The organism is Hydrogenophaga pseudoflava (genome assembly GCF_031020795.1).
Taxonomy (GTDB): Bacteria; Pseudomonadota; Gammaproteobacteria; order Burkholderiales; family Burkholderiaceae_C; genus Hydrogenophaga; species Hydrogenophaga pseudoflava_A.
Map to the genome: position 1 here is coordinate 349008 of NZ_JAVHJP010000004.1, position 20111 is coordinate 369118.

The window sequence follows — 20111 nt, forward strand, 5'->3', positions numbered from 1 at the left end:
TACTTTTCGCTACATGTCAGTATTGCAGTCCTGCCGGTATTTGACAAATGGCCACGCGTCCTGCTGGCGAGGTGTCGGGCACACCCCGCCTTCCGGATGTCAGCGGTTGAGCTTGAGGAAGTCGCGGATCGCGAACAGGGTCAGGTCCGGGGTCTCGGTCATCTGGTGATGGCCGACCGGCAGGGTCACGACCTGCACCGCCTTGCCGGCCTCCCTGGCGGCCTTGATCAGGCCCTGTGCCGCCTTCGGTTGCGTCATCTGGTCCTGGCCGCCGAGCAGGAACAGCACCGGGCAAGTGAGTGCCGCCATGGCGGCCTCACCGCCCGCGTAGCGGTCGCAGGCCACGAAGCCGCGGTGGAACACATTGACCTTGGGGTTGCTGCGCAGCACGCGCCGGCCCAGCGCCATGCCGGCGCCGTAGACCCAGGTGCCCGGGCCCAGTGCCGAGGGCGGCGCTGCCAGGGTCGAGCGCGAGAACACGTTGACCATGGTCAGCGCCTTCTCGGGCTCGTTCAGCGAAGCCTCGATCAGTGCCGGTGACACCTTCATCGGGAAGGCCGTGCCGACCAGCACCGTGTGGGTGATGCGGTCTTTCAGGCGCGCTGCCGCTTCCATCGCGATCAGCGAGCCCCAGCTGTGGCCGACCAGCGCGGCCTTCTGAACACCTGCGGCGTCGAGCAGGGCGCCGATGAAATCGGCCGCTTCTTCCACCGTGGACGGCGCTTCGCCGCCGCTCCTGCAGTGGCCCGGCAGGTCCACAGCCAGCACGTTGAAACCGTGGTTCGCGAGGTAACGGCTTTGCAGGCCCCAGACGCTGTGGTCGTTGAGCACGCCGTGGATGAAGACCACGGTGGGCTTGGCAGGGTCGAAAGGCTTGCCGCCGGTGTAGCAATAGGTGTGGACACCGTGGACTTGGAGTTCCATCACGCACCTGCCTTTTCCGCGGCCTTGAGCGCGCGCTTGAGGTCGTCGATCAGATCATGAGGGTCTTCCAGGCCGATGGACAGACGTATCGTGCCCGGGCCGATGCCGGCGCCTGCCAGCGCCTCGTCGCTCATGCGGAAGTGCGTGGTCGAGGCCGGGTGGATCACCAGCGATCGGCAGTCGCCCACGTTGGCGAGGTGGCTGAAGATCTTGAGCGCTTCGATGAAGGCCTTGCCCTGTTCGCGGCTGCCCTTGATGTCGAAGCTGAACACCGAGCCGGCCCCTTTGGCGCCGTGCCGGAGCAGCTTGTTGGCCAGCGTGTGGCTGGAGTGCGAATCCAGCAGCGGGTGGCCGACGCGGCCCACCAGCGGATGGCTGGCCAGGAACTGCACCACCTTCTCGGTGTTGGACATGTGGCGTTCCATGCGCAGCGAGAGGGTTTCCAGCCCCTGAAGGATCAGCCAGGCGCTGTGCGGGCTCAGGCAGGCGCCGAAGTCGCGCAGGCCTTCGCGGCGCGCGCGCAGCAGGAAGGCGCCCACCGTGCTTTCTTCGCTGAAGGTCATGCCGTGGAAGCCGTCGTAGGGTTCGGTCAGCCCGGGGAATTGGCCCGAGGCGTCCCAGTCGAAACTGCCGGCGTCGACCACCACGCCTCCGATGACGGTGCCGTGGCCGCTGAGGAACTTGGTGGCCGAGTGGTAGACCAGGTCGGCGCCGTGCTCGAAGGGCTTGATCAGGTAGGGCGTGGTCAGCGTGCTGTCCACCAGCAGCGGCACCTTGGCTTCGTGCGCGATCTGCGCCACGGTCGGGATGTCCAGCACGTCCAGGCCCGGGTTGCCCACGGTCTCGCCGAAGAACAGTTTGGTGTTGGGCCGCACAGCGGCCTTCCAGCCGTCGATGTCGCCGGGCTTCACGAAGGTGGTTTCGATGCCGAAGCGGCGCAGCGTGTAGTGCAGCAGATTCTGGCTGCCGCCGTACAGCGCGGTGCTGGCGACGATGTGCGAGCCCGCGCCCATGAGGGTGGCAATGGAGAGGTGCAGGGCGGCCTGGCCGCTGGCCACACTGATGGCGCCGATGCCGCCTTCGAGCGCCGCCATGCGCTGCTCGAACACCGCGTTGGTCGGGTTGCTGATGCGGCTGTAGACGTGGCCGGCGCGCTCCAGGTTGAACAGGGCCGCGGCGTGGTCGCTCGATTCGAAGACGAACGAGGTGGTCAGGTGGATGGGCACGGCGCGGGCGCCGGTGGACGGGTCGGGGGCGGCGCCGGCGTGCAGCGCGAGGGTGTCGAAGCCGGGGTCGGAATGGCCGGGCATGCGTGTGTCTCCGAAGGTAACGTGTCCGGGCGAACCCGGTGTGTTGTTCGCGCCGATTGTGGGCTATATTCATTGCCACGCCTGCTCAGCCGGCGACAGCATCCATCCTGAGGAGAAATGCCATGAAGGTCAGCGACATCCTGCGCGTCAAGGGCAACGCCCTGTACACCGTCACCCCCGAGGACACCCTGGCCGACGCCGTCAAGCTCATGGACGAGAAGGACATCGGCTCGCTGGTGGTGATGTCCAATGGCCTGGTGGTGGGCATGCTGACCTTCCGCGAGGTCATCAAGACGCTGGTCAAGAACGGCGGCCAGTTGGGCGGCACCACCGTCTACCGAGCCATGGACCCGGGTCCGCTGACCTGCACCATGGCCACCGAGATGGACGAAGTGCGCCGCATGATGCTCGACCGCCACGCCCGCTACATGCCGGTGATCGAGAACCGCATGCTCATGGGCGTGATCAGCTTCTACGACGTGGCCAAGGCCGTGGTGGACGCCCAGAACTTCGAGAACAAGATGCTCAAGGCGTATATCCGCGACTGGCCGGAAGAAGAGCCCGAAGGCAAGAGCGAGCCGAACTTCCCCTGATCCGTTGGTGACTGGATGAAAAAACGCCCCGCTTGCGGGGCGTTCCTGTTTGTGGAGCGGCTCAACCCGATGCGCCGTGGATGTGCTCGCGCACGCGCGGGTAGATCTGCTGGTTCCACTTGCGGCCGCTGAATACGCCGTAGTGGCCCACTCCGGTCTGGATGTGGTGGGTCTTGAGGTAGGGCCGCACGTTGACGCAGAGGTCCTGCGCGGCCACGGTCTGGCCTACCGAGCAGATGTCGTCGCGCTCGCCTTCCACGGTCATCAGCGCGGTGCGGCGGATGGCCGCAGGGTTCACGGTGCGTCCCCGGTACTGCAGCGTGCCCACGGCCAGGTCGTAGGTCTGGAACACCTTCTCTACCGTTTCCAGGTAGAACTCGGCCGGCAGGTCGTTGACGGCCAGGTACTCGTCGTAGAAGGTCTGGATCGTGCGGGCTTCTTCGGTGCGGCCCTCGACCAGATGTTCGTACAGGTGCCGGAAAGACTGCTGGTGGCGCTCCAGGTTCATGCTCATGAACGCCGAGAGCTGCACGAAGCCAGGGTAGACGCGCCGCATCACGCCCTTGTGCGGGAGCGGCACGTGGCTGATCAGGTTCTTCTCGAACCATTCGATGGGCTTGCTGGTGGCCAGCCGGTTGACCTCGGTCGGGTTGATGCGGCAGTCCACCGGGCCAGCCATGAGCGTGAGGCTGCGTGGCGTGGCCGGGTGCTGCTCCTCGGCCATCACCGCGGTGGCGGCCAGGGCGGCCACGCAGGGCTGGCACACGGCGACGACATGGGCGCCTTCGCCCACGGCTTCCATGAAGCGGATCATGTAGGCGATGTAGTCATCCAGACCGAAGGCCCCGTGGCGCAGCGACACGTCGCGTGCGTTGTGCCAGTCGGTGATCCAGACCTCGTGATCCTGCAGCAGCGTGCGCACCGTCTCGCGCAGCAGGGTGGCGAAATGCCCCGACAGCGGGGCCGCGAGCAGCACCCTGGGCTGTCCGGCCAGCGAGGGGTCGTCCCTGCGGAACCGCAGCAGGCTGCCGAAGGGCAGCTTCAGCACGTTTTCTTCGATCACCGGGACGCTGCGCCCGCCGATCTGGACGGCATCGATGCCATAGGCGGGCCGGGTGTGGGTCAGGCGCAGGCGCGAAATCACCTCACAGGCCGCGGACACCTGCCGCAGCAGGCTGCGCTCGGTCTTCTGCAGCCAGAGGGCGGCGCTCAGGTGCTGGGCCATCAGGCGCAGCGGGGAACCCAGATCGGTCTGGAGCTGATAGGCCTGGTAGAGCATGGTGTTTCCTGGTGGGATGAGCGGTCGCAGGCAATTCCCGGGCCAGAGTGCTCTGCACCGCACCGGTGCGCGGCTCTTGCCCATCCATGGCACAGGGCTTGCGAGACCTCGGTGCACAGAGGAGCACGTCATGGCCAAAGCGGTACTCACCATCAGCAGCAAGAACTATGGCGCCTGGGCCTTGCGTGGATGGCTCATGTGCAGGCTGGCGAAGCTGGACTTCGACGAGCACGTCATCCCGCCCGACGACCCGGCCATGAAGGCCGAGATGCTGCTGCTTTCGGCGTCCATGCGCGTGCCCTCGCTGGACCACGACGGCATTCACGTCTGGGACACGCTGGCGATCGGCGAATACCTCCACGAGGTCAGGCCCAAGGCCGGGCTGCTGCCGGCCGACCGCAAGGCGCGCGCACATTGCCGTGCCATCTGCGGCGAGATGCATTCGGGCTTCTCGGCCCTGCGCAGTTCGCTGCCGATGAACATCAAGGCCCACTTTCCAGGCTTCAAGGTCTGGTCGCGCGCGCAGGCCGACATCGACCGCATCGAGGCGATCTGGAACGAGTGCCTCGACACCTACGGCGGGCCTTATCTGTTCGGAGACAGACCCTGCATCGCCGACGCCATGTTCGCGCCGGTGGTGACGCGCTTCATCACCTACGACGTGGCCATCGACTTGCCCTGCGTCGCCTACTGCGAGACCGTCATGGCCTTGCCGGCGATGCAGGAGTGGGTGAAGGCGGCGGAAGAAGAGCCCGACGAGATCGACGAGCTCGACGCGGAGTTCTGACTCAGGGTTCGGTCCAGGTCGCCAGTTCCGGGATGTCGCAGACCGGGTCCACATCCACGGTCTTGAAGTCGGCCGGCGAGACGATTTCCAGGTACTCCATGTCGGGCGAGTAGTCGAACAGGTAGTGGCGGATGCCCGGGCGCTGGTGCACCACGTCGCCGGCCTCGACCAGCGTCACCTGGTCCTCGTACATGAACTTGGCCCAGCCCTTGGTCATGATCACGATCTGGAAGTCGGCCTCGTGCCGGTGCCAGCCGGTGCCACCGCTGTTCTCCGGCGGCAGGTTGGCCTTGACCAGATGGGCGACCACCTTGCCGTGTGTGGCCTGCGCCACGCCCAGGTCGCGGTAGAGGAAGAAGTCGCGCAGGCCGCCGCCCTGAAATGAGGTGTCCGAAGGCTTGACGTGCGAGAAGAGGGTGCCTGTCTTGTCCAGCATGGTGCGCTCCTTCCGTGTGTGGGGCAGCGAAATGGCTGCGCGCTGCGCGATGCACGAAGCGCGCCAAAGCCGCCAGGGGCCTCTGGGATAATCGGGTCCCTATGAGCGGCAACACCTTCGGCACCCTGTTTTGCGTCACCAACTTCGGTGAATCCCACGGCCCGGCCATCGGCTGCGTGATCGACGGCTGCCCGCCGGGCATGGCATTGACCGAGGCCGATATCCAGCACGACCTGGACCGTCGCCGGCCCGGCACCAGCAAGTTCGTCACCCAGCGCAACGAACCCGACGCCGTCGAGATCCTCAGTGGTGTCTACGAAGGGCGGACCACCGGCACGCCGATCGCCCTGTTGATCCGCAACACCGACCAGCGCAGCAAGGACTACGGCAACATCCTGCAGACCTTCCGTCCCGGCCACGCCGACTACGCCTACTGGCAGAAATACGGCATCCGCGACCCGCGCGGCGGTGGCCGCAGCTCGGCCCGCCTGACGGCGCCCACGGTGGCGGCCGGCGCGGTCGCCAGGAAATGGCTGAAGGAAAAATTCGGCACCAGCTTCCACGCCTGCATGACGCAGATCGGCGAGCTGCCGATCGGTTTCGAGAGCTGGGACCACGTGCCCGAGAACCCGTTCTTCGCCCCGGTGGCCGACGTCTCGGCGCTGGAGGACTACATGAATGCGCTGCGCAAGAGCGGCGATTCGTGCGGCGCGCGCCTGCGCGTGGTGGCCAGGAACATGCCGGTGGGCCTGGGCCAGCCGCTGTACGACAAGCTGGACGCCGACATCGCCTACGCCATGATGGGCCTGAACGCGGTCAAGGGTGTGGAAATCGGCGCCGGCTTCGCGTCGGTGGCCGACAAGGGCTCGACGCACGGCGACTCGCTGACGCCCGGTGGCTTCGTGGGCAACAAGGCCGGCGGCGTGCTCGGCGGCATCAGCACCGGGCAGGACCTGGACGTGTCGGTCGCCATCAAACCCACCAGCTCCATCCTCATCCCGCGCGACTCCATCGATGTGGCCGGCCAGCCGACCGAGGTGATCACCAAGGGCCGCCACGACCCCTGCGTGGGCATCCGCGCCGCGCCCATCATGGAAGCCCTGCTGGCCCTGGTGGTGATGGACCACGCGCTGCGTCATCGCGCGCAGTGCGGGGATGTTCAGGTCACCACACCCGACATCGCTGCCGCCGGTCGTGCCTGAGCAGCGCAAGCAACTGCTGCCGTTTGCTGCTTTATCGGCCAGCTACTTCGCGCACATCGGCTTCTTCAATCCCTACCTGCCGCTCTGGCTGAAGGACCTGGGGTTCGGGCTGCTGGCCATCAGCGTGCTGACCTCGGTGCAGTCGGCCACGCGCCTGTTTGCGCCCTATGCCTGGGGCACGCTCTCCGACCGCACGGGCGAGCGCGTCAAGCTGCTGCGCTACGGCGCCACCGCGGCGCTGCTGTTTTCGCTGGCGCTGTGGTTCCCGCTCGGGCCGGTGGCGCTGTTCCTGGTGCTGCTGCTGATGTTCACCCACACCAGCGCCATGATGCCCATGAGCGAGGCGGCGCTGGCCCACCTGGTCAGCCAGGGCGGAGCGTTCGATGCCCGACGCTACGGGCGTGTGCGGCTCTGGGGCTCGCTGGGCTTTCTGGTCACGGTGATGGTGGCCGGCGGGTGGTTCGAACACTTCGGCCTGGGCCACTTCCCGGCCTGGACGCTGGTGACCCTGCTGGCGGTGGTGGCCAGTGTCTGGTGGCTGCCCGACCACAAGGAGGCGGGGCACCACGAGGACGACCACCCGGCCATCTGGCCTTTGCTCCGGCAACCGGCGGTGCGCTGGTTCTTTGCGTCGGTGTTTTTCCACATCCTCTCGCACATCGCGATCTACGTCTTCTTCTCGCTCTATCTGGACAGCCTGGGCTACAGCAAGACGGTGATCGGCCTGCTGTGGGCGGTGTCGGTGCTGATCGAGATCGGCTGGTTCTTCACCCAGGGGCGCTGGCTGCCGCGGCTGAGTCTGACCGGCTGGCTGGTGCTGGCCTCGGCGCTGATGGCGCTGCGCATGGGCCTCACCGCCGGCTTGCCACAGGTCTGGCCGCTGCTGCTGGCGGCGCAGGCGCTACACGCGATCACCTTCGCGGCACACCACACGGTGTGCATCGCGCTGATCTCGCACCACTTCCCCGGCCGGCTGCGTGGGCGCGGCCAGGCGCTCTACACCGTGATCGGCTACGGCCTGCCGGGCACGCTGGGCGGCCTGGGCGGCGGTGTGCTGTCCTCGGCACTGGGCTTGGCCAGCGTGTTCTGGCTGGCCGGCGCGCTGGCAGGGGTGGCCACGCTGTGCGCCTGGCGCCTGCGCCGGCTCGACCACCGCGCCTAGATCAGGTTGCGCAGGCCGCGCGCCGCCTCCTGCAGCACCGGCAGCACCCGCTTGACCGCGTCTTCGCTGCTTTCTTGGTTGATCGGCATGGTGATGCTGATCGCGCCGTGCACCTCGTTGTTGCGGTCCAGCAGCGGCACCGCAATGCCGCGGTGGTTCAGCTCCAGCTGCTGTTCCGACAGCGCCCAGCCCTGGCGCCGGCAGCGCTGGAGCTCGCTGCGCAGCTGGTCTTTGCTGGAGACGGTGAAGGAGGTGAAGGCGCGCAGCGTGTGCTGCTCCAGCCAGGCGTCCGACACCGCCTCGCCCGCGGCCGAGAGAATGGCCATGCCGGCGGCCGTCACCTGCGCCGGCACACGCGAACCCAGCATGTAGCCGGCGTACATGTGGCGCTGCGAGCCGCTGCGCGCGATGTAGACCGCGTCGTCCCCGTCGATCACGCCCAGGTAGGCGATTTCCTGCGTGCCGCCCGCGATGCGCTGCAGGAAGGGCTGCACCAGCCGCGGCAGGCGTGCCGACTCGAGGTAGGCGTGGCCCAGCCGCATGATGCGCGGCGTGAGCCAGAACAGCTTGCCGTCGGTGCCCACATAGCCCAGGTGCGCCAGCGTCAGCAGGTAGCGCCGGGCGGCGGTGCGCGTGAGGCCACAGCGGGTGCCGGCCTGGCTGGCGGTCAGGCGCGGGTGCTGGTCGTCGAAGGCTTCGATGACCGCCAGACCTTTTTCAAGGCCGGCGATCCAGTCGCGCTTCTCCAGCGGCGGGGCGTTCCAGGTGGGCAGGTTCAGAGACATGAAAACCCTGATATCGTGCGATGAGCGAAATGGAGCGTTCGATTATCGAACCAAAGAACGTCGCACCGAAGCCCTCCCGCGACGCCTGGCGCCTACAGTGAGGTCTGGCATCCCAAGCGGCGTGCGGCGTGGCCGCGCCCCCAACCCTGATGGAGACCGGAACATGAGTGATCTGCTGCTCAACCACGCAGCCAGCCGCGAGCCCCTGCAGGCGTCGTTCAGCGACGCCGCCAACCCGCTGGGCCTGGACGGCATCGAGTTCATCGAATACGCGACCACCAAGCCCCAGGCTTTGGGCCAGGTGCTGGAGATGATGGGGTTCCGCCCGGTGGCGCGGCACCGCTCGCGCGAGATCCTGCTCTACCGGCAGGGCGACCTGAACATCGTCGTCAACGCCCACCCCAGCGACGCCCAGGGCGCCAGCCACGGCAGCGACGTGCCCTCGATCTCGGCCATGGCGCTGCGCGTGCGCGACGCCCGCGCGGCCTACCACTATGTGATCGAGCGCGGTGCCTGGTCGGTGCCGACGCACGCCGAGGTGATGGAACTGAACATCCCGGCCATCCACGGCGCGGGTGGCAGCCGCATCTACTTCGTGGACCGCTACAAGGAGTTCTCGATCTACGACGTGGACTTCGTGCCCATCCCCACCGTCGACCAGCACCCGCCGGCCACGGCCGGCATCCACTTCTTTGGCGTCGTGCAGTACATCGGCCCCGAGCGCAGCAACGACTGGATCGCCTTCTACGACGAACTGTTCGGCACGGAACTGATTCCCGACGACCAGCGCTTCGGCATCATGCCCAAGGGCACGCTGCTGCGCACCCCGGCGCTGGACCCGTCCAAGCGCTTCATGCTGCAGCTGGTCGAGCCGCCGGTGAACGTGCACGACGCCGACGAGAAGCTGCAGCGCATCGGCCTGGGCGTGCCCGACGTGTTGGCGGCCGTGAAGGCGCTGCGGACGCTGGGCGTGGAGTTCGTCGAGACCGAGGCGGCCCACACCGAACAGCGCGGCGCGATCACCAAGACCTACCTGGGCTCGGTGGTGTTCGAGCTGGTGCACAGCGAGCGCGCCGGAGGCTGAGCGATGAAACCCACCCAAGCCGCCATCGCCGAGGCCATCGCCGGCTTCGGCATGGACACCATCACGCTGGCCGGCCCGCTCGAAGCCAAGCTCGCCGCCATGAAGGCCGCGGGTTTTTCGCAAGTCATGCTCAAGGCCAACGACATCAACGGCCACCCGGGGGGCATCGAGGCCGCCGTCGCGGCCGTCAAGGCCAGCGGCCTGCGCGGCACCGGCTTCCAGGTGCTGCGCGATTTTGAGGGCCTTTCGGGCCACCTGCACCACTACAAGATCGACATCGCCAAGGCGATGCTGGAGATGTGCGCGGCGCTGGACTGCAAGGTGCTTCTGGCCTGCTCGTCCACCTCGGCCCACGCCACGCAGGATCCTGACCACCTGGCGCGTGACCTGCGCAAGCTCGCCATGCTGGCGCTGCCGCTGGGCATCCGGATTGCGTACGAAGGCCTGTCCTGGGGGCGCACCATCAACGAGTTCACCACCGCGTGGGACGTGGTCTGCCGCGCCGACTGCCCCAACCTCGGCATCGGTCTGGACTCGTTCCACATCTTCGCGGCCAAGACCGCGCTGGACGAGATCGACTACCTCGACCCGAGCAAGATCTTCCTGGTGCAGCTCTCCGACTTCATGTGGCAGGAGACCAAGACCTTCGAGGAGCGCATGGCGACCGCGCGCACCTTCCGCGTCTTCCCCGGCGAGGGCGTGCACAGCGAGCAGATCGTGGACCTGGTGCTGCGGCTGGACAAGCTGGGCTACGCGGGCGACTACAGCTTCGAGGTCTTCAACGACGATTACCAGCAGATGCCGCTGCCCATGGTGGCCGAGCGCGGCAAGCGCGCCGCGCTCTGGCTGGCCGAGGACGTGCTGCGCCGCTCGGTGCCGTTGCCCAACCAGATGCGGTTGAAGTCGGTGGACTGAAGCCAGCGCAGACGTTCATCCGGCCGGCGGCAGCGGCTCGCAGACGCCACCGGCGTTGGTCCACGCGGCGTAACCGCCTTCCAGAAACACGGCCCGCGCCCCCAGGACCTGCAGCGCGGTGGTCAGCGCCTGGCTGATCTCCTGCCCGTGGGCGCAGTAGAGCACCACGGGGCACAACCGGCCACGCGCGGCGACCCCGTCTTTCCACTCCAGCCACAGGGCGGGGTCGCGCCATTCGGCGCCGGCTATTTGCCGACCCGACTGGTTTCTCGCAGCGGCACGCCGCACGTCCAGCAGCAGCGGTGCAGGGTCGCCCGACAGGGCCTGGGCCAGGGCTTCGGATGAGAGGGCATTCATGGTGGAGTGCCGGGCTCAGGTCAGCGAATGGGCCAGCAGGCCCAGCAGCGCGCAGGCGGCGATCACATGCACCACCTTCTGCTGGTAGCGGATCAGTGCCACCGCCGCCAGCAGCGAAAGGCCCACGGCCACCCAGTCGACGCCGCCTTCGGCCCCCCGGGGCCACCAGGTGTGCCAGGCGAAGAACAGCGCGAGGTTCAGGATCACGCCGACCACGGCGGCGGTGATGCCGGCCAGCGGGGCGGTGAATTTCAGGTCGTCGTGCGTGGACTCGACCAGCGGACCGCCCGCGAGGATGAAGATGAACGAGGGCAGGAAGGTGAACCAGGTCACCAGCGCGGCGGCCATGGCGCCGGCCAGGAACAGCGCGTCCGGCCCGAACAGCGCTTTCGTGTAGCCGCCGACGAAGCCGACGAAGGCCACCACCATGATCAGCGGGCCGGGCGTGGTCTCGCCCAGCGCCAGGCCGTCGATCATCTGCGTGGGCGTGAGCCAGCCGTGGTGCACCACGGCACCCTGGTAGACATAGGGCAGCACGGCGTAGGCGCCGCCGAAGGTCAGCAGGGCGGCCTTGGTGAAGAACCAGCCCATCTGGGTGAAGGGGTGTGTCCAGCCGAAGCCGGCTGTCAGCAGCCCCATCGGCACACACCACAGCAGTGCTCCCGCCAGCAGCACCACTGCCAGCCGGCCCCAGCGGAACCGGGCGTGGTCGGGCGTGGGCGTGTGGTCGTCGATCAGCGCGGGCCGGCCGGTGGACTTGGCCGAGCCATGTCCGCCGCCACCGCGGAACGCCTGCGGCGCGACACGGCTGCCGACCCAGCCCACCAGCGCCGCGCCCGCGACGATGGCCGGGAAGGGCACCTGCAGCGCAAAGATCGCGATGAAGGCCGCCACCGCGATGGCCCACATCCAGCCGTTGCGCAGCGTGCGCCCGCCGATGCGGTGCACCGCCTGCACCACCAGTGCCACCACGGCGGGCTTGATGCCGTAGAACAGCCCGGCCACCAGCGGCGTGTCGCCGAAGGCCAGGTAGATCCACGACAGCGCGATCAGGATGAACAGCGAGGGCAATACGAACAGCGCCCCGGCCAGCACGCCGCCCCAGGTGCGGTGCATCAGCCAGCCGATGTAGGTGGCCAGCTGCTGCGCCTCCGGCCCGGGCAGCACCATGCAGTAGTTCAGCGCGTGCAGGAAGCGCTTCTCGGAAATCCATCGCTTCTCGTCCACCAGGTCGCGGTGCATGAGCGCGATCTGGCCGGCCGGGCCGCCGAAGCTGAGGAAGCCGAGCCGCAGCCAGTACGGCACGGCCTGGGCCAGGGTGACCGGCGCGGGGGGCGGGGTCGGCGAAAGATCAGGGGCTTGACGCTGAGGCTGGTCCACAAACAGTTCTCCATCGGGCGGGGAGCCCGGATTGGAGCAGACCTTGGACGAAGGCGTCTTGAAGCGGGGAGGCTGCCGGATCCCCGAGGATCAGGCGCGGATCATATCGGGCTGGTTGCGGAGCGGCAAACGAAAACCCGCCACCGCCTTCACCAGCCGGCTGGCCTGGTCGCGCAGGCTGGCCGACGCCGCGGCGCTCTGTTCGACCAGGGCGGCGTTCTGCTGCGTGGTCTGGTCCATCTGGCCGACCGCCACGTTGATCTGCTCCAGCCCGTCGTTCTGTTCCCGGATCGAGGTGCTGATCTCGGCCATCAGCTGGCTCAGACGCTGGATGGCCGCGGCGGAATGCTGCACACTGGCCGCGGCGTGGGTCGTCAGCTCCGTGCCCTGTTCCACCTGTTCGTGGCTGCTGTGGATCAGGCTGCGCACCTCGCGCGCCGCCTCGGCGCTGCGCTGGGCCAGCATCCGGACCTCTCCTGCGACGATCGCGAAGCCCCGCCCCTGTTCACCCGCCCGGGCGGCCTCGACGGCCGCGTTGAGCGCCAGGATGTTGGTCTGGAAGGCGATGCCATCGATCACTCCGACGATGTCGGTGATCCGGTTCGAAGCGGCGTCGATGGCCTGCATGGTCTGCGCCATGCGCGCCACCAGTTCGCCGCTCTCCGCAGCGTCCGCAGCCGCCTTGCGCGCCAATCCGTCGGCCTGTGCCGCATGGTCGGTGCTGTGGCGCACGGTGGCACTGATCTGCTCCATCGAGGCGGCGGTTTCCTCCAGCGCGCTGGCCTGTTCTTCCGAGCGCTGACTCAGGTCCTGTGTGCCCTGGGCGATTTCGCCGCTGGCCGTGCTGACACTGTCGGCGTTGTGTCGGACTTCGGCCACGATGCGGGCCAGGTTCCGGGTCATGTTCTGCATGGACGCCATCACGCTCGATTCGTACCCGGGACGCACCTTGATTGCCCGGGTGAGGTCACCGTCCGCGACCGCTTCGGCCACGGCCCGCACCTCGTGCGGCTCGGCACCCAGCTGGTGCGTGAGGCGCCAGGTGATCCACAACGAGGCCGCCACGCCGAGAGCGACGGAGGTCATGGTGGCACCCACCATGCCCAGCACCAGCGTCTGGACCCCGGCCTCCGATTCGCTGTACATGGCTTCCGAGACCCTCAGCTGCAGGCCGATCAGGTCGCCGATCACCCCCTGCATCGGATCGAACACCGGGTACATCTCGCGCTCGCGGAAATGGGCCACCCCTTGCCGGTCATTGGCGTCGATCAGCTTCATCAGCGCAGGCAGCGTGGCGTCAGCGGCGGCCATCAGGGGCTTGAGGCGGTCGATGATCACCGTTTCCTCCGGCACGAGATAGGTCGACAGATAGGCCTTCCACTCGGTGTCGATCGCCGTTCGCGCCTGCTCGACCGATGCCCTGGCCTGGGCGGGGGTGAGCGATCCGTCGGCGAACTTGTGGGCGGTGTCGACGATGTTGACCGCGTACATGTCCGAGATCACCTTGATCTGGCGCAGAGGCACCACGCGGTCCGCATACATCGAGCGCATCGACCGGCTCTGGGTCATCGCCTGCCCGAGGCCAAAGGCGCCAATCCCCATCAGAAGAACGATGAACATCGCGCACAGCAGCAGCAACTGGGTGCGAACGCGAACCGGTTGATTCATGGGATCACTCCAGGAGCACGTTCGGAGGACTCGCGCGCCGGAATGGCGCCGGTCATGTGGCGTGCTTTCAACCAGTATCGGCCAGCAGTCGTTTGACTTAACTCCGAAATACGCAGGTCAAACCCTGCCAGTTCCGGCGACGACCGCTGCGCCCCGGCCGGTGTTGCCGACCGGCTTCCGGTTCACACCCGGGAGTACGCCAGCCCGGAGGCCACCCCACCGAACAGATCCCCTTCGACGAGTGGCACACCCGGGAACGCCGCGCGCAGCGTCTGCTGGAACGGCCGAAGGGCCGACGAGCCACCGGTGAGGTAGACCGCGTCCAGCGGCTGGTCCCGCAGGCCGGCGCGCTGCACGCATTCGCGCGCGCAGGCCACGGTGCGCTCCAGCAGGGCGCCCAGGTGCTCGCGCAGCGCGGCCGTGCCCAGCGGCGCGGTGAGGGCGGCTTCCACGATGGACAGGTCGACGCTGGTGTCGGCGTCGGTCACCGAGCAGCGGATCTTGGCCTGCTCGACCTCGTGGGCGATGTGGTGGCCGTGGCGCTCGCGCAGCACGCGCATCAGCCGCTCGTGCAGGCGCACGTCGCTGTAGTTGACGCGCAGCGACTGCGCCTGGCTCACCGCCTTGGGCAGGTAGAGCCACTGGATCAGGTGCCAGGTCGAGAGGTCGAAGAAGGTGCGGCTGGGCACCTCGCGCCCTTGCGGGCCGAGGTGGCGGTAGCCCAGGAGCGGCATCACCTGTTCCAGGCTGAGGCGGTGGTCGAAGTCGGTGCCACCGATGTGCACGCCGGTGGTGGCCAGCACATCGTCCGCGCGGTCGGGTCGCGCGATGCGGTCCGGCCCCAGGCGCACGACGGTGAAGTCGGAGGTGCCGCCGCCGATGTCCGCGATCAGCACCAGGGACTCGCGGTCCAACCGGCGCTCGTGGTCGAGCGCGGCGGCGATCGGTTCGAGCTGGAAGCTCACCTCGCTGAAACCGGCCGCCTGCGCGGCTTCGAGCAGCGACTGCTGGGCCGCCGCGTCCCGTGCCGGGTCGTCGTCCACGAAGTGCACCGGCCGGCCCATCACCACGCGCTGCGGCGCGCTGCCCAGCGAGCGGGCCGCGCGCTCGCGCAGTTCGGCCAGGAAGGTGGTCACGATCTCCAGGAAGCTGACCGGACGGTGGTTGACTTCGGTGCTTTCGTGGATCAGCGGGCTGCCCAGCAGGCTCTTGAGCGAGCGCATCAGCCGGCCTTCGGTGCCGGCGAGGTACTGGGCCACGGCGTCGCGGCCGAAATGGGTGCGGTGGTCTTCGCTGTTGAAGAACACCGCGGTGGGCATGGAGACTGCGTCTCCTTCGAGCGGAATCAGGCGGGAGGAGCCGTGGGCGGCGGCCCAGGACATGGCGGAGTTGGAGGTGCCGAAATCGATGCCGAGGGTGCCGTGGGAGTCTGGGTGCATGGGAGAGGGCCAACAAGGGGAGCGGCATTCTGCCACCGCGCCGGGTGGTCCGAAACGGAACAGCTTGTCCCTACAGCGTCGTCGGACAAGGGTTGGTCCGGCCAGGGGCAGGCTGTGCTGCTCGTTACATTGGGGAACGACCTTGGCGCCTTGATCGCCGGGCGAACCTCACAGGAGACACCCCCATGATGAACCTCACTGTCAACGGGAAAGCCGCGTCCGTCGACGCCGAACCCGACATGCCCCTGCTCTGGGCGCTGCGCGAAGACCTGCAACTGACCGGCACCAAGTTTGGCTGCGGCATGGCGCTGTGCGGCGCCTGCACCGTGCACCTGGACGGCCAGCCCGTGCGCTCCTGCACCACCCCACTGTCGGCCGCCACCGGCAAGAAGGTGGTGACCATTGAAGCCGTCGGCGCCAGCAAGGCCGGCAAGGCGGTGCAGGCCGCCTGGGTCAAGCACGACGTGCCGCAGTGCGGCTACTGCCAGAGCGGCCAGATCATGAGCGCCACCGCGCTGCTGACCGCCAAACCCAAGCCCAGCGACAAGGACATCGACGAGGCCATGAGCGGCAACATCTGCCGCTGCGGCACCTACAACCAGATCAAGGCGGCCATCAAGGACGCTGCGACCGCCCTGCAGGGAGCCTGATCATGAGTACCACCGTTCACAACGATTCCAACGCCTTCGAGACCAGCCGCCGCGGCTTCATGGCCGGTTCCGGCGCCGCGCTGGTGGTCGGTTTCACCCTGCCCGCCATGGGCGGCCGCGCGCTGGCGGCCACCGACACTGCCTTCACGCCCAACGCCTGGCTGCGCATCACGCCCGACAACCGCGTCACCGTGGTCTGCGGCAGCTCCGAGATGGGGCAGGGCGTGCTGACGGCGATCCCGCAGCTGATGGCCGAGGAACTGGACGCCGACTGGGCGCAGGTGCGTGTGGAGCAGGCACCCGTGAGCCAGGCCTTCAACAACCCGGCCTTCGGCATGCAAGCCACCGGTGGCTCGACCACGGTGCGCGCGCACTGGGACGTGATGCGCAACGCCGGCGCCACCGCGCGCGCCATGCTGGTGGCGGCGGCCGCCGAACAGTGGAAGGTGCCGGCCGCCGAATGCCGCACCGAGGCCGGCCAGGTCATCCACGGCAGCAAGAAGCTGAGCTATGGCCAGCTCGCCGAGGCGGCCTCGAAACAGAAGGCCCCGGAGAAGGTGGCGCTGAAGGACCCGAAGGACTTCAAGATCCTTGGCCAGCGCAAGGCGCGACTGGACACCGGGGGCAAGACCAACGGCTCGGCGAAGTTCGGCATCGACGTGCAACTGCCCGGCATGCTGGTGGCGGTGATGGCGCGCGCGCCGCTGCCGGGCGTGAAGGTGGCCAAGGTGGACGACACGGCGGCCAAGGCGGTCAAGGGCGTGAAGCAGGTCATCACGCTGCCGACCGGTGTGGCGGTGCTGGCCAGCGGTTACTGGGCGGCCAAGAAGGGCCGCGACGCGCTCAAGGTGGACTGGGACTTCGGCGACAAGGCCGGGCTCGATTCGGCCAAGGTCACGGCCATGCTGACCGACGGCGCCAGCAAGGCCGACGCGGTGGCGCTCAAGGCGGGCGACGCCGGCGTCACCCCGGCCAAGGTGGTCGAGGCCACCTACGAGGCGCCGTACCTGGCCCACGCCTGCATGGAGCCGATGAACTGCACGGCCTGGGTCAAACCCGATGGCGTCGAAATCTGGGCTGGCACCCAGAGCCAGGGGCCGGTGCAGGGCATCCTGTCGCAGGTGGCTTCGGTGGACCCGGGCAAGGTCAAGGTCAACACCATGCTGCTGGGTGGCGGCTTCGGCCGGCGCTTCGCGCCCGACTTCGTGATCGACGCGACCCTGCTGTCCAAGATCAGCGGCGCGCCGGTCAAGCTGGTCTACACCCGCGAAGACGACATGGCCGCCGGCTTCTACCGCCCGGCCTCGGTGGCCAGGTTCACCGGTGGCCTGGACGCGAAGGGCAACGCGGTGCTGCTCAAGGCGGGCGTGGGCTCGCCGTCCATCATGGCGGCCTCGGGTTTCATGAAGATTCCCGAGAGCGGCGTCGACAGCTTCGCGATGGAGGGCATCAACGACCACCCCTACAGCGTGCCCAACCAGCTCATCGCCTACGGCCGGCGCGAGCCGGGGCCGCAGGTCTGGTTCTGGCGCTCGGTGGGCCACTCGCAGAACAGCTTCTTCATGGAGGGCTTCATCGACGAGATGGCGCACGCCGCGGGCAAGGACCCGTTCGAGTTCCGCCGCGCGCTGATGGACCAGCAGCCGCGCTACAGGCAGGTGCTGGAAGTGGCGGCCGAGAAGGCGGGCTGGGGCAAGCCGCTGCCGGCGGGCGTGTTCCGCGGCATCGCGGTGGTGCAGAGCTTCGGCAGCTACGTGGCCGAGGTGGCCGAGGTCTCGGTGGCCGCCGACGGCACGCCCCGGGTGCACCGCGTGGTGGCCGCCGTGGACTGCGGCATGACGGTGAACCCCGCCATCATCGAACGCCAGGTCGAGGGCGCCATCGTCTACGGCCTCTCGGCGGCGCTCTACGGGAAGGTCAGCCTCAAGGACGGCCGGGTCGAACAGGGCAACTTCCACGACTACCCGGTGCTGCGCCACCACGAGATGCCCAAGGTCGAGGTGCACATCGTCAAGAGCACCGAGAAGCCCGGCGGTATCGGCGAACCCGGCACGCCGCCGGTGGCACCGGCCGTGGCCAACGCGATCTTCGCGGCCACCGGCAAGCGCCTGCGCAGCCTGCCCTTCGACACGGCGCAGCTCAAGAAGGCCTGAGCGCACCAAGGGGGCCAGTGGCCCCCTTTTTTTCACGCCACCTTGCGCAGGAAGCCCTGCTGGCGCCCCGGCGCGTTGGGCGAGAAGCCGTTGGCCGCCAGGGTTTCTTCCACGGTGTCGTAGAACACGCCGATCTTCAGGATCTCGCGCGCCTGCTGGCCGTTGGCGATGGGGCGGCCGAACTCGTTGGCCACCCGCACCAGCTGCTGAATCTGCTGCACGGTGGTCATCTTCTCGGTGCGGCTCTGGTTCCAGAGGTTGTCCTCGATGCCGCAGCGCACGTGCAGGCCCATGGCCATGCCCATCATGTTGATCGGCAGCGTGTTGCGCATGCTGCTCTCGACGGTGAGCATGGTGCCGTCGGGGATGGCGCGCAGGAAGTTGGCCAGGTTGTAGATGTTGGGCGCGTCCATGCCGCCGCTGATGGCGACCCAGTTGCACACCAGCGGGCCCTTGTAGACGCCGCGCCGGATCAGGCGCTCCACGGTCTCGAAGCTGTTGAGGTTGTAGAACTGGAAGGCGCTCTGGATGCCGGCCGCGGACAGGCGCTTCACGTGTTCCTCCACGAAGCTGGGCGTGGAGGGCACCACCATCTCGGTGTAGGCGCGGCGGCCTTCGGCCGTGGCCATGGAGGTGCCGGCGATGTCGGCCTCTTCCATGTGCTCGGTCACGTTCATCTGCGTGGTGTTGACGGTCACCGTCACCTGGTCGGGCTTGGGCGTCAGCTCGGCCAGCATGTGCCGCGTGTCGTCGGACAGCCACTTGGCGATCTCGCCTTCGCCGACCGGCGCGAACGAGATCGAGCCGCCGACCTGGATCACCATCTCGGGCACCGCCTCGCGCACGCCGGCGATCAGCTCGTTGAACTTGGACAGGCGCTTGCTGCCCTTGCCGTCGAGTTCGCGCACATGCAGGTGCAGCACGCTGGCGCCGGCGTTGTAGCAGTCCACGGCTTTCTGCACCTGTGCCTCCATGGTCACCGGAATGTCCTCGGGGAAGTCCGAGGGAATCCACTCGGGGCCGTAGGGCGCGGCGGTGATGACCAGGGGCTGCTGGTTTTCCGGGAAGAGGTGGCCGTCGAGGAAGTTCATGGGTGTCTCCTGGGTCAGTGAAGGTGGTGGTCAGAAGGTGGGTGTGCCGATGATTCCGGCGCGCTCCATCTTTCGGTGGCAGGGCGGGTAGTCCATCACCGCGTAGTGCTGGGTGGCGCGGTTGTCCCAGATCGCGACGCTGTTGGGCTGCCAGCGCCAGCGCACCTGGTATTCGGGAATGGCGGCCTGGCTGATCAGGTACTGCAGCAGGGACGAACCGCCCTGTGTGAAGTCCTGGCCGTAGCGCACGTTCTCCGGCGTGTGGTAGTTCGTGAAGTGGGTGGTGAAGCCGTTGACGAACAGCACCTTTTCGCCGGTCTCGGGGTGGGTGCGCACCACCGGGTGCTCGGCGTCGGGGAAATGGGCCTTGAGCGCCAGGCGCCGCTCGATGGGCATGGCCGCGCCGAAGGTGCACTCGATGCTGTGGCGCGCGCGCAGGCCGGCGATCTGCTGCTTGACCTGCTCCGGCAGCCTTTCGTAGGCCAGCGCCATGTTGGCCCACATGGTGTCGCCGCCCACCGGCGGGCATTCCACGCAGCGCAGCACGCAGCCCATGGGCGGCACCTCGCGCCAGGTCGCGTCGGTGTGCCAGGAGTTCTCGTAGCGGTCGTTGGGCTGGTCCGGGCTCTTGTAGATGCGCACCAGACCCGGGTGCTCCGGGTCGCTGCCGGCCACCGGGTGGTCCTCCAGCTCGCCGAAGCGGCGCGCGAAGGCCACGTGGTCGGCGCGCGAGATGGCCTGGTCGCGCAGGAACAGCACCTTGTGCCGCAGCAGCGCGGCCTTGATCTCTTCGTACAGTGCGTCGTCGCGCGCCGCGTCGGCCAGACTCACACCGCTGATCTGTGCGCCGATGGCGCAGGTGAGGGGTTCGATCTTCATGCTTTTTTTCTCCTCGG

The 20111-nt window shown here is 68.0% G+C and carries 19 protein-coding genes; 8 read left to right on the forward strand and 11 right to left on the reverse strand.

The features are described from left to right. Positions 1–99: 99 nt before the first annotated feature. Together RCO38_RS15205 and RCO38_RS15210 are read right to left on the reverse strand one after the other, a co-directional pair. Positions 100–924, reverse strand: coding sequence for an alpha/beta fold hydrolase (locus RCO38_RS15205; protein ID WP_308329184.1), 825 nt, complete (start codon positions 922–924; stop codon positions 100–102). Then, entirely contained in the window at positions 924–2234 is a 1311-nt protein-coding gene (locus RCO38_RS15210) for an O-acetylhomoserine aminocarboxypropyltransferase (protein ID WP_308329185.1), read from the reverse strand. Before RCO38_RS15210 ends, RCO38_RS15205 begins: the two co-directional genes overlap by 1 nt. Before the next feature lie 122 nt (positions 2235–2356). Between RCO38_RS15210 and RCO38_RS15215 the strand changes: the two genes are divergently transcribed. Further along, positions 2357–2827 (forward strand): CBS domain-containing protein, encoded by a 471-nt coding sequence (locus RCO38_RS15215; RefSeq protein ID WP_308329186.1) that lies wholly within the window; start codon positions 2357–2359, stop codon positions 2825–2827. 61 nt (positions 2828–2888) lie between these two features. Here the strand turns inward: RCO38_RS15215 and RCO38_RS15220 are convergent, their stop codons facing one another. Beyond that, positions 2889–4106, reverse strand: coding sequence for a polyhydroxyalkanoate depolymerase (locus RCO38_RS15220; RefSeq protein WP_308329187.1), 1218 nt, complete (start codon positions 4104–4106; stop codon positions 2889–2891). Positions 4107–4236: 130 nt separating this feature from the next. Here RCO38_RS15220 and RCO38_RS15225 point away from each other — a divergent pair, with 130 nt between their 5' ends. Further along, a complete protein-coding gene (locus RCO38_RS15225; protein WP_308329188.1) occupies positions 4237–4893 on the forward strand; it encodes a glutathione S-transferase in 657 nt (218 codons plus the stop codon). Position 4894: 1 nt separating this feature from the next. Here the strand turns inward: RCO38_RS15225 and RCO38_RS15230 are convergent, their stop codons facing one another. Beyond that, positions 4895–5329: a cupin domain-containing protein gene (locus RCO38_RS15230; RefSeq protein WP_308329189.1), complete on the reverse strand. Its 435-nt coding sequence runs from the start codon at positions 5327–5329 to the stop codon at positions 4895–4897. Between the two features lie 101 nt (positions 5330–5430). Between RCO38_RS15230 and aroC the strand changes: the two genes are divergently transcribed. Further along, on the forward strand, positions 5431–6531 hold the full coding sequence (gene aroC, locus RCO38_RS15235) for a chorismate synthase (protein ID WP_308329190.1): 1101 nt from the start codon (positions 5431–5433) through the stop codon (positions 6529–6531). Further along, a complete protein-coding gene (locus RCO38_RS15240) occupies positions 6485–7693 on the forward strand; it encodes an MFS transporter (RefSeq protein WP_308329191.1) in 1209 nt (402 codons plus the stop codon). The genes aroC and RCO38_RS15240 overlap by 47 nt, the downstream gene beginning before the upstream one ends. On the opposite strand, the gene RCO38_RS15245 is transcribed toward RCO38_RS15240, so the two are convergent. Continuing rightward, positions 7690–8478 (reverse strand): IclR family transcriptional regulator domain-containing protein, encoded by a 789-nt coding sequence (locus RCO38_RS15245; RefSeq protein WP_308329192.1) that lies wholly within the window; start codon positions 8476–8478, stop codon positions 7690–7692. The two genes, RCO38_RS15240 and RCO38_RS15245, sit on opposite strands and share 4 nt — an antisense overlap. A gap of 163 nt (positions 8479–8641) precedes the next feature. Between RCO38_RS15245 and RCO38_RS15250 the strand changes: the two genes are divergently transcribed. Together RCO38_RS15250 and RCO38_RS15255 are read left to right on the forward strand one after the other, a co-directional pair. Further along, complete coding sequence (locus tag RCO38_RS15250) at positions 8642–9562, forward strand: 4-hydroxyphenylpyruvate dioxygenase (protein ID WP_308329193.1); 921 nt, start codon at positions 8642–8644, stop codon at positions 9560–9562. Positions 9563–9565: 3 nt separating this feature from the next. Then, positions 9566–10477 carry a sugar phosphate isomerase/epimerase family protein gene (locus RCO38_RS15255; protein ID WP_308329194.1) on the forward strand — a complete coding sequence of 304 codons (912 nt, stop codon included), beginning with the start codon at positions 9566–9568 and terminating at the stop codon, positions 10475–10477. 15 nt (positions 10478–10492) lie between these two features. Here RCO38_RS15255 and RCO38_RS15260 read toward each other — a convergent pair whose 3' ends face one another. From RCO38_RS15260 to RCO38_RS15275, 4 genes are all read right to left on the reverse strand, one after another. Beyond that, positions 10493–10834 (reverse strand): rhodanese-like domain-containing protein, encoded by a 342-nt coding sequence (locus RCO38_RS15260; RefSeq protein WP_308329195.1) that lies wholly within the window; start codon positions 10832–10834, stop codon positions 10493–10495. A 15-nt stretch (positions 10835–10849) separates the two neighbouring features. After that, complete coding sequence (chrA, locus tag RCO38_RS15265) at positions 10850–12214, reverse strand: chromate efflux transporter (RefSeq protein ID WP_308329196.1); 1365 nt, start codon at positions 12212–12214, stop codon at positions 10850–10852. A gap of 90 nt (positions 12215–12304) precedes the next feature. After that, a complete protein-coding gene (locus RCO38_RS15270) occupies positions 12305–13882 on the reverse strand; it encodes a methyl-accepting chemotaxis protein (protein WP_308329197.1) in 1578 nt (525 codons plus the stop codon). A 182-nt stretch (positions 13883–14064) separates the two neighbouring features. After that, complete coding sequence (locus RCO38_RS15275; protein WP_308329198.1) at positions 14065–15321, reverse strand: Hsp70 family protein; 1257 nt, start codon at positions 15319–15321, stop codon at positions 14065–14067. Positions 15322–15506: 185 nt separating this feature from the next. On the opposite strand from RCO38_RS15275, the gene RCO38_RS15280 reads away from it, so the two are divergent. Then, the gene (locus RCO38_RS15280; RefSeq protein ID WP_308329199.1) at positions 15507–15971 is read left to right on the forward strand and encodes a (2Fe-2S)-binding protein; all 465 of its coding nucleotides are present in this window, start codon (positions 15507–15509) and stop codon (positions 15969–15971) included. A gap of 2 nt (positions 15972–15973) precedes the next feature. Continuing rightward, entirely contained in the window at positions 15974–18124 is a 2151-nt protein-coding gene (locus tag RCO38_RS15285; protein ID WP_308329200.1) for a xanthine dehydrogenase family protein molybdopterin-binding subunit, read from the forward strand. 32 nt (positions 18125–18156) lie between these two features. Here the strand turns inward: RCO38_RS15285 and RCO38_RS15290 are convergent, their stop codons facing one another. Both RCO38_RS15290 and RCO38_RS15295 read right to left on the reverse strand, forming a co-directional pair. Then, positions 18157–19215: a 3-keto-5-aminohexanoate cleavage protein gene (locus RCO38_RS15290; protein ID WP_308329201.1), complete on the reverse strand. Its 1059-nt coding sequence runs from the start codon at positions 19213–19215 to the stop codon at positions 18157–18159. 30 nt (positions 19216–19245) lie between these two features. After that, on the reverse strand, positions 19246–20094 hold the full coding sequence (locus RCO38_RS15295) for a TauD/TfdA dioxygenase family protein (RefSeq protein WP_308329202.1): 849 nt from the start codon (positions 20092–20094) through the stop codon (positions 19246–19248). Positions 20095–20111 lie beyond the last annotated feature (17 nt).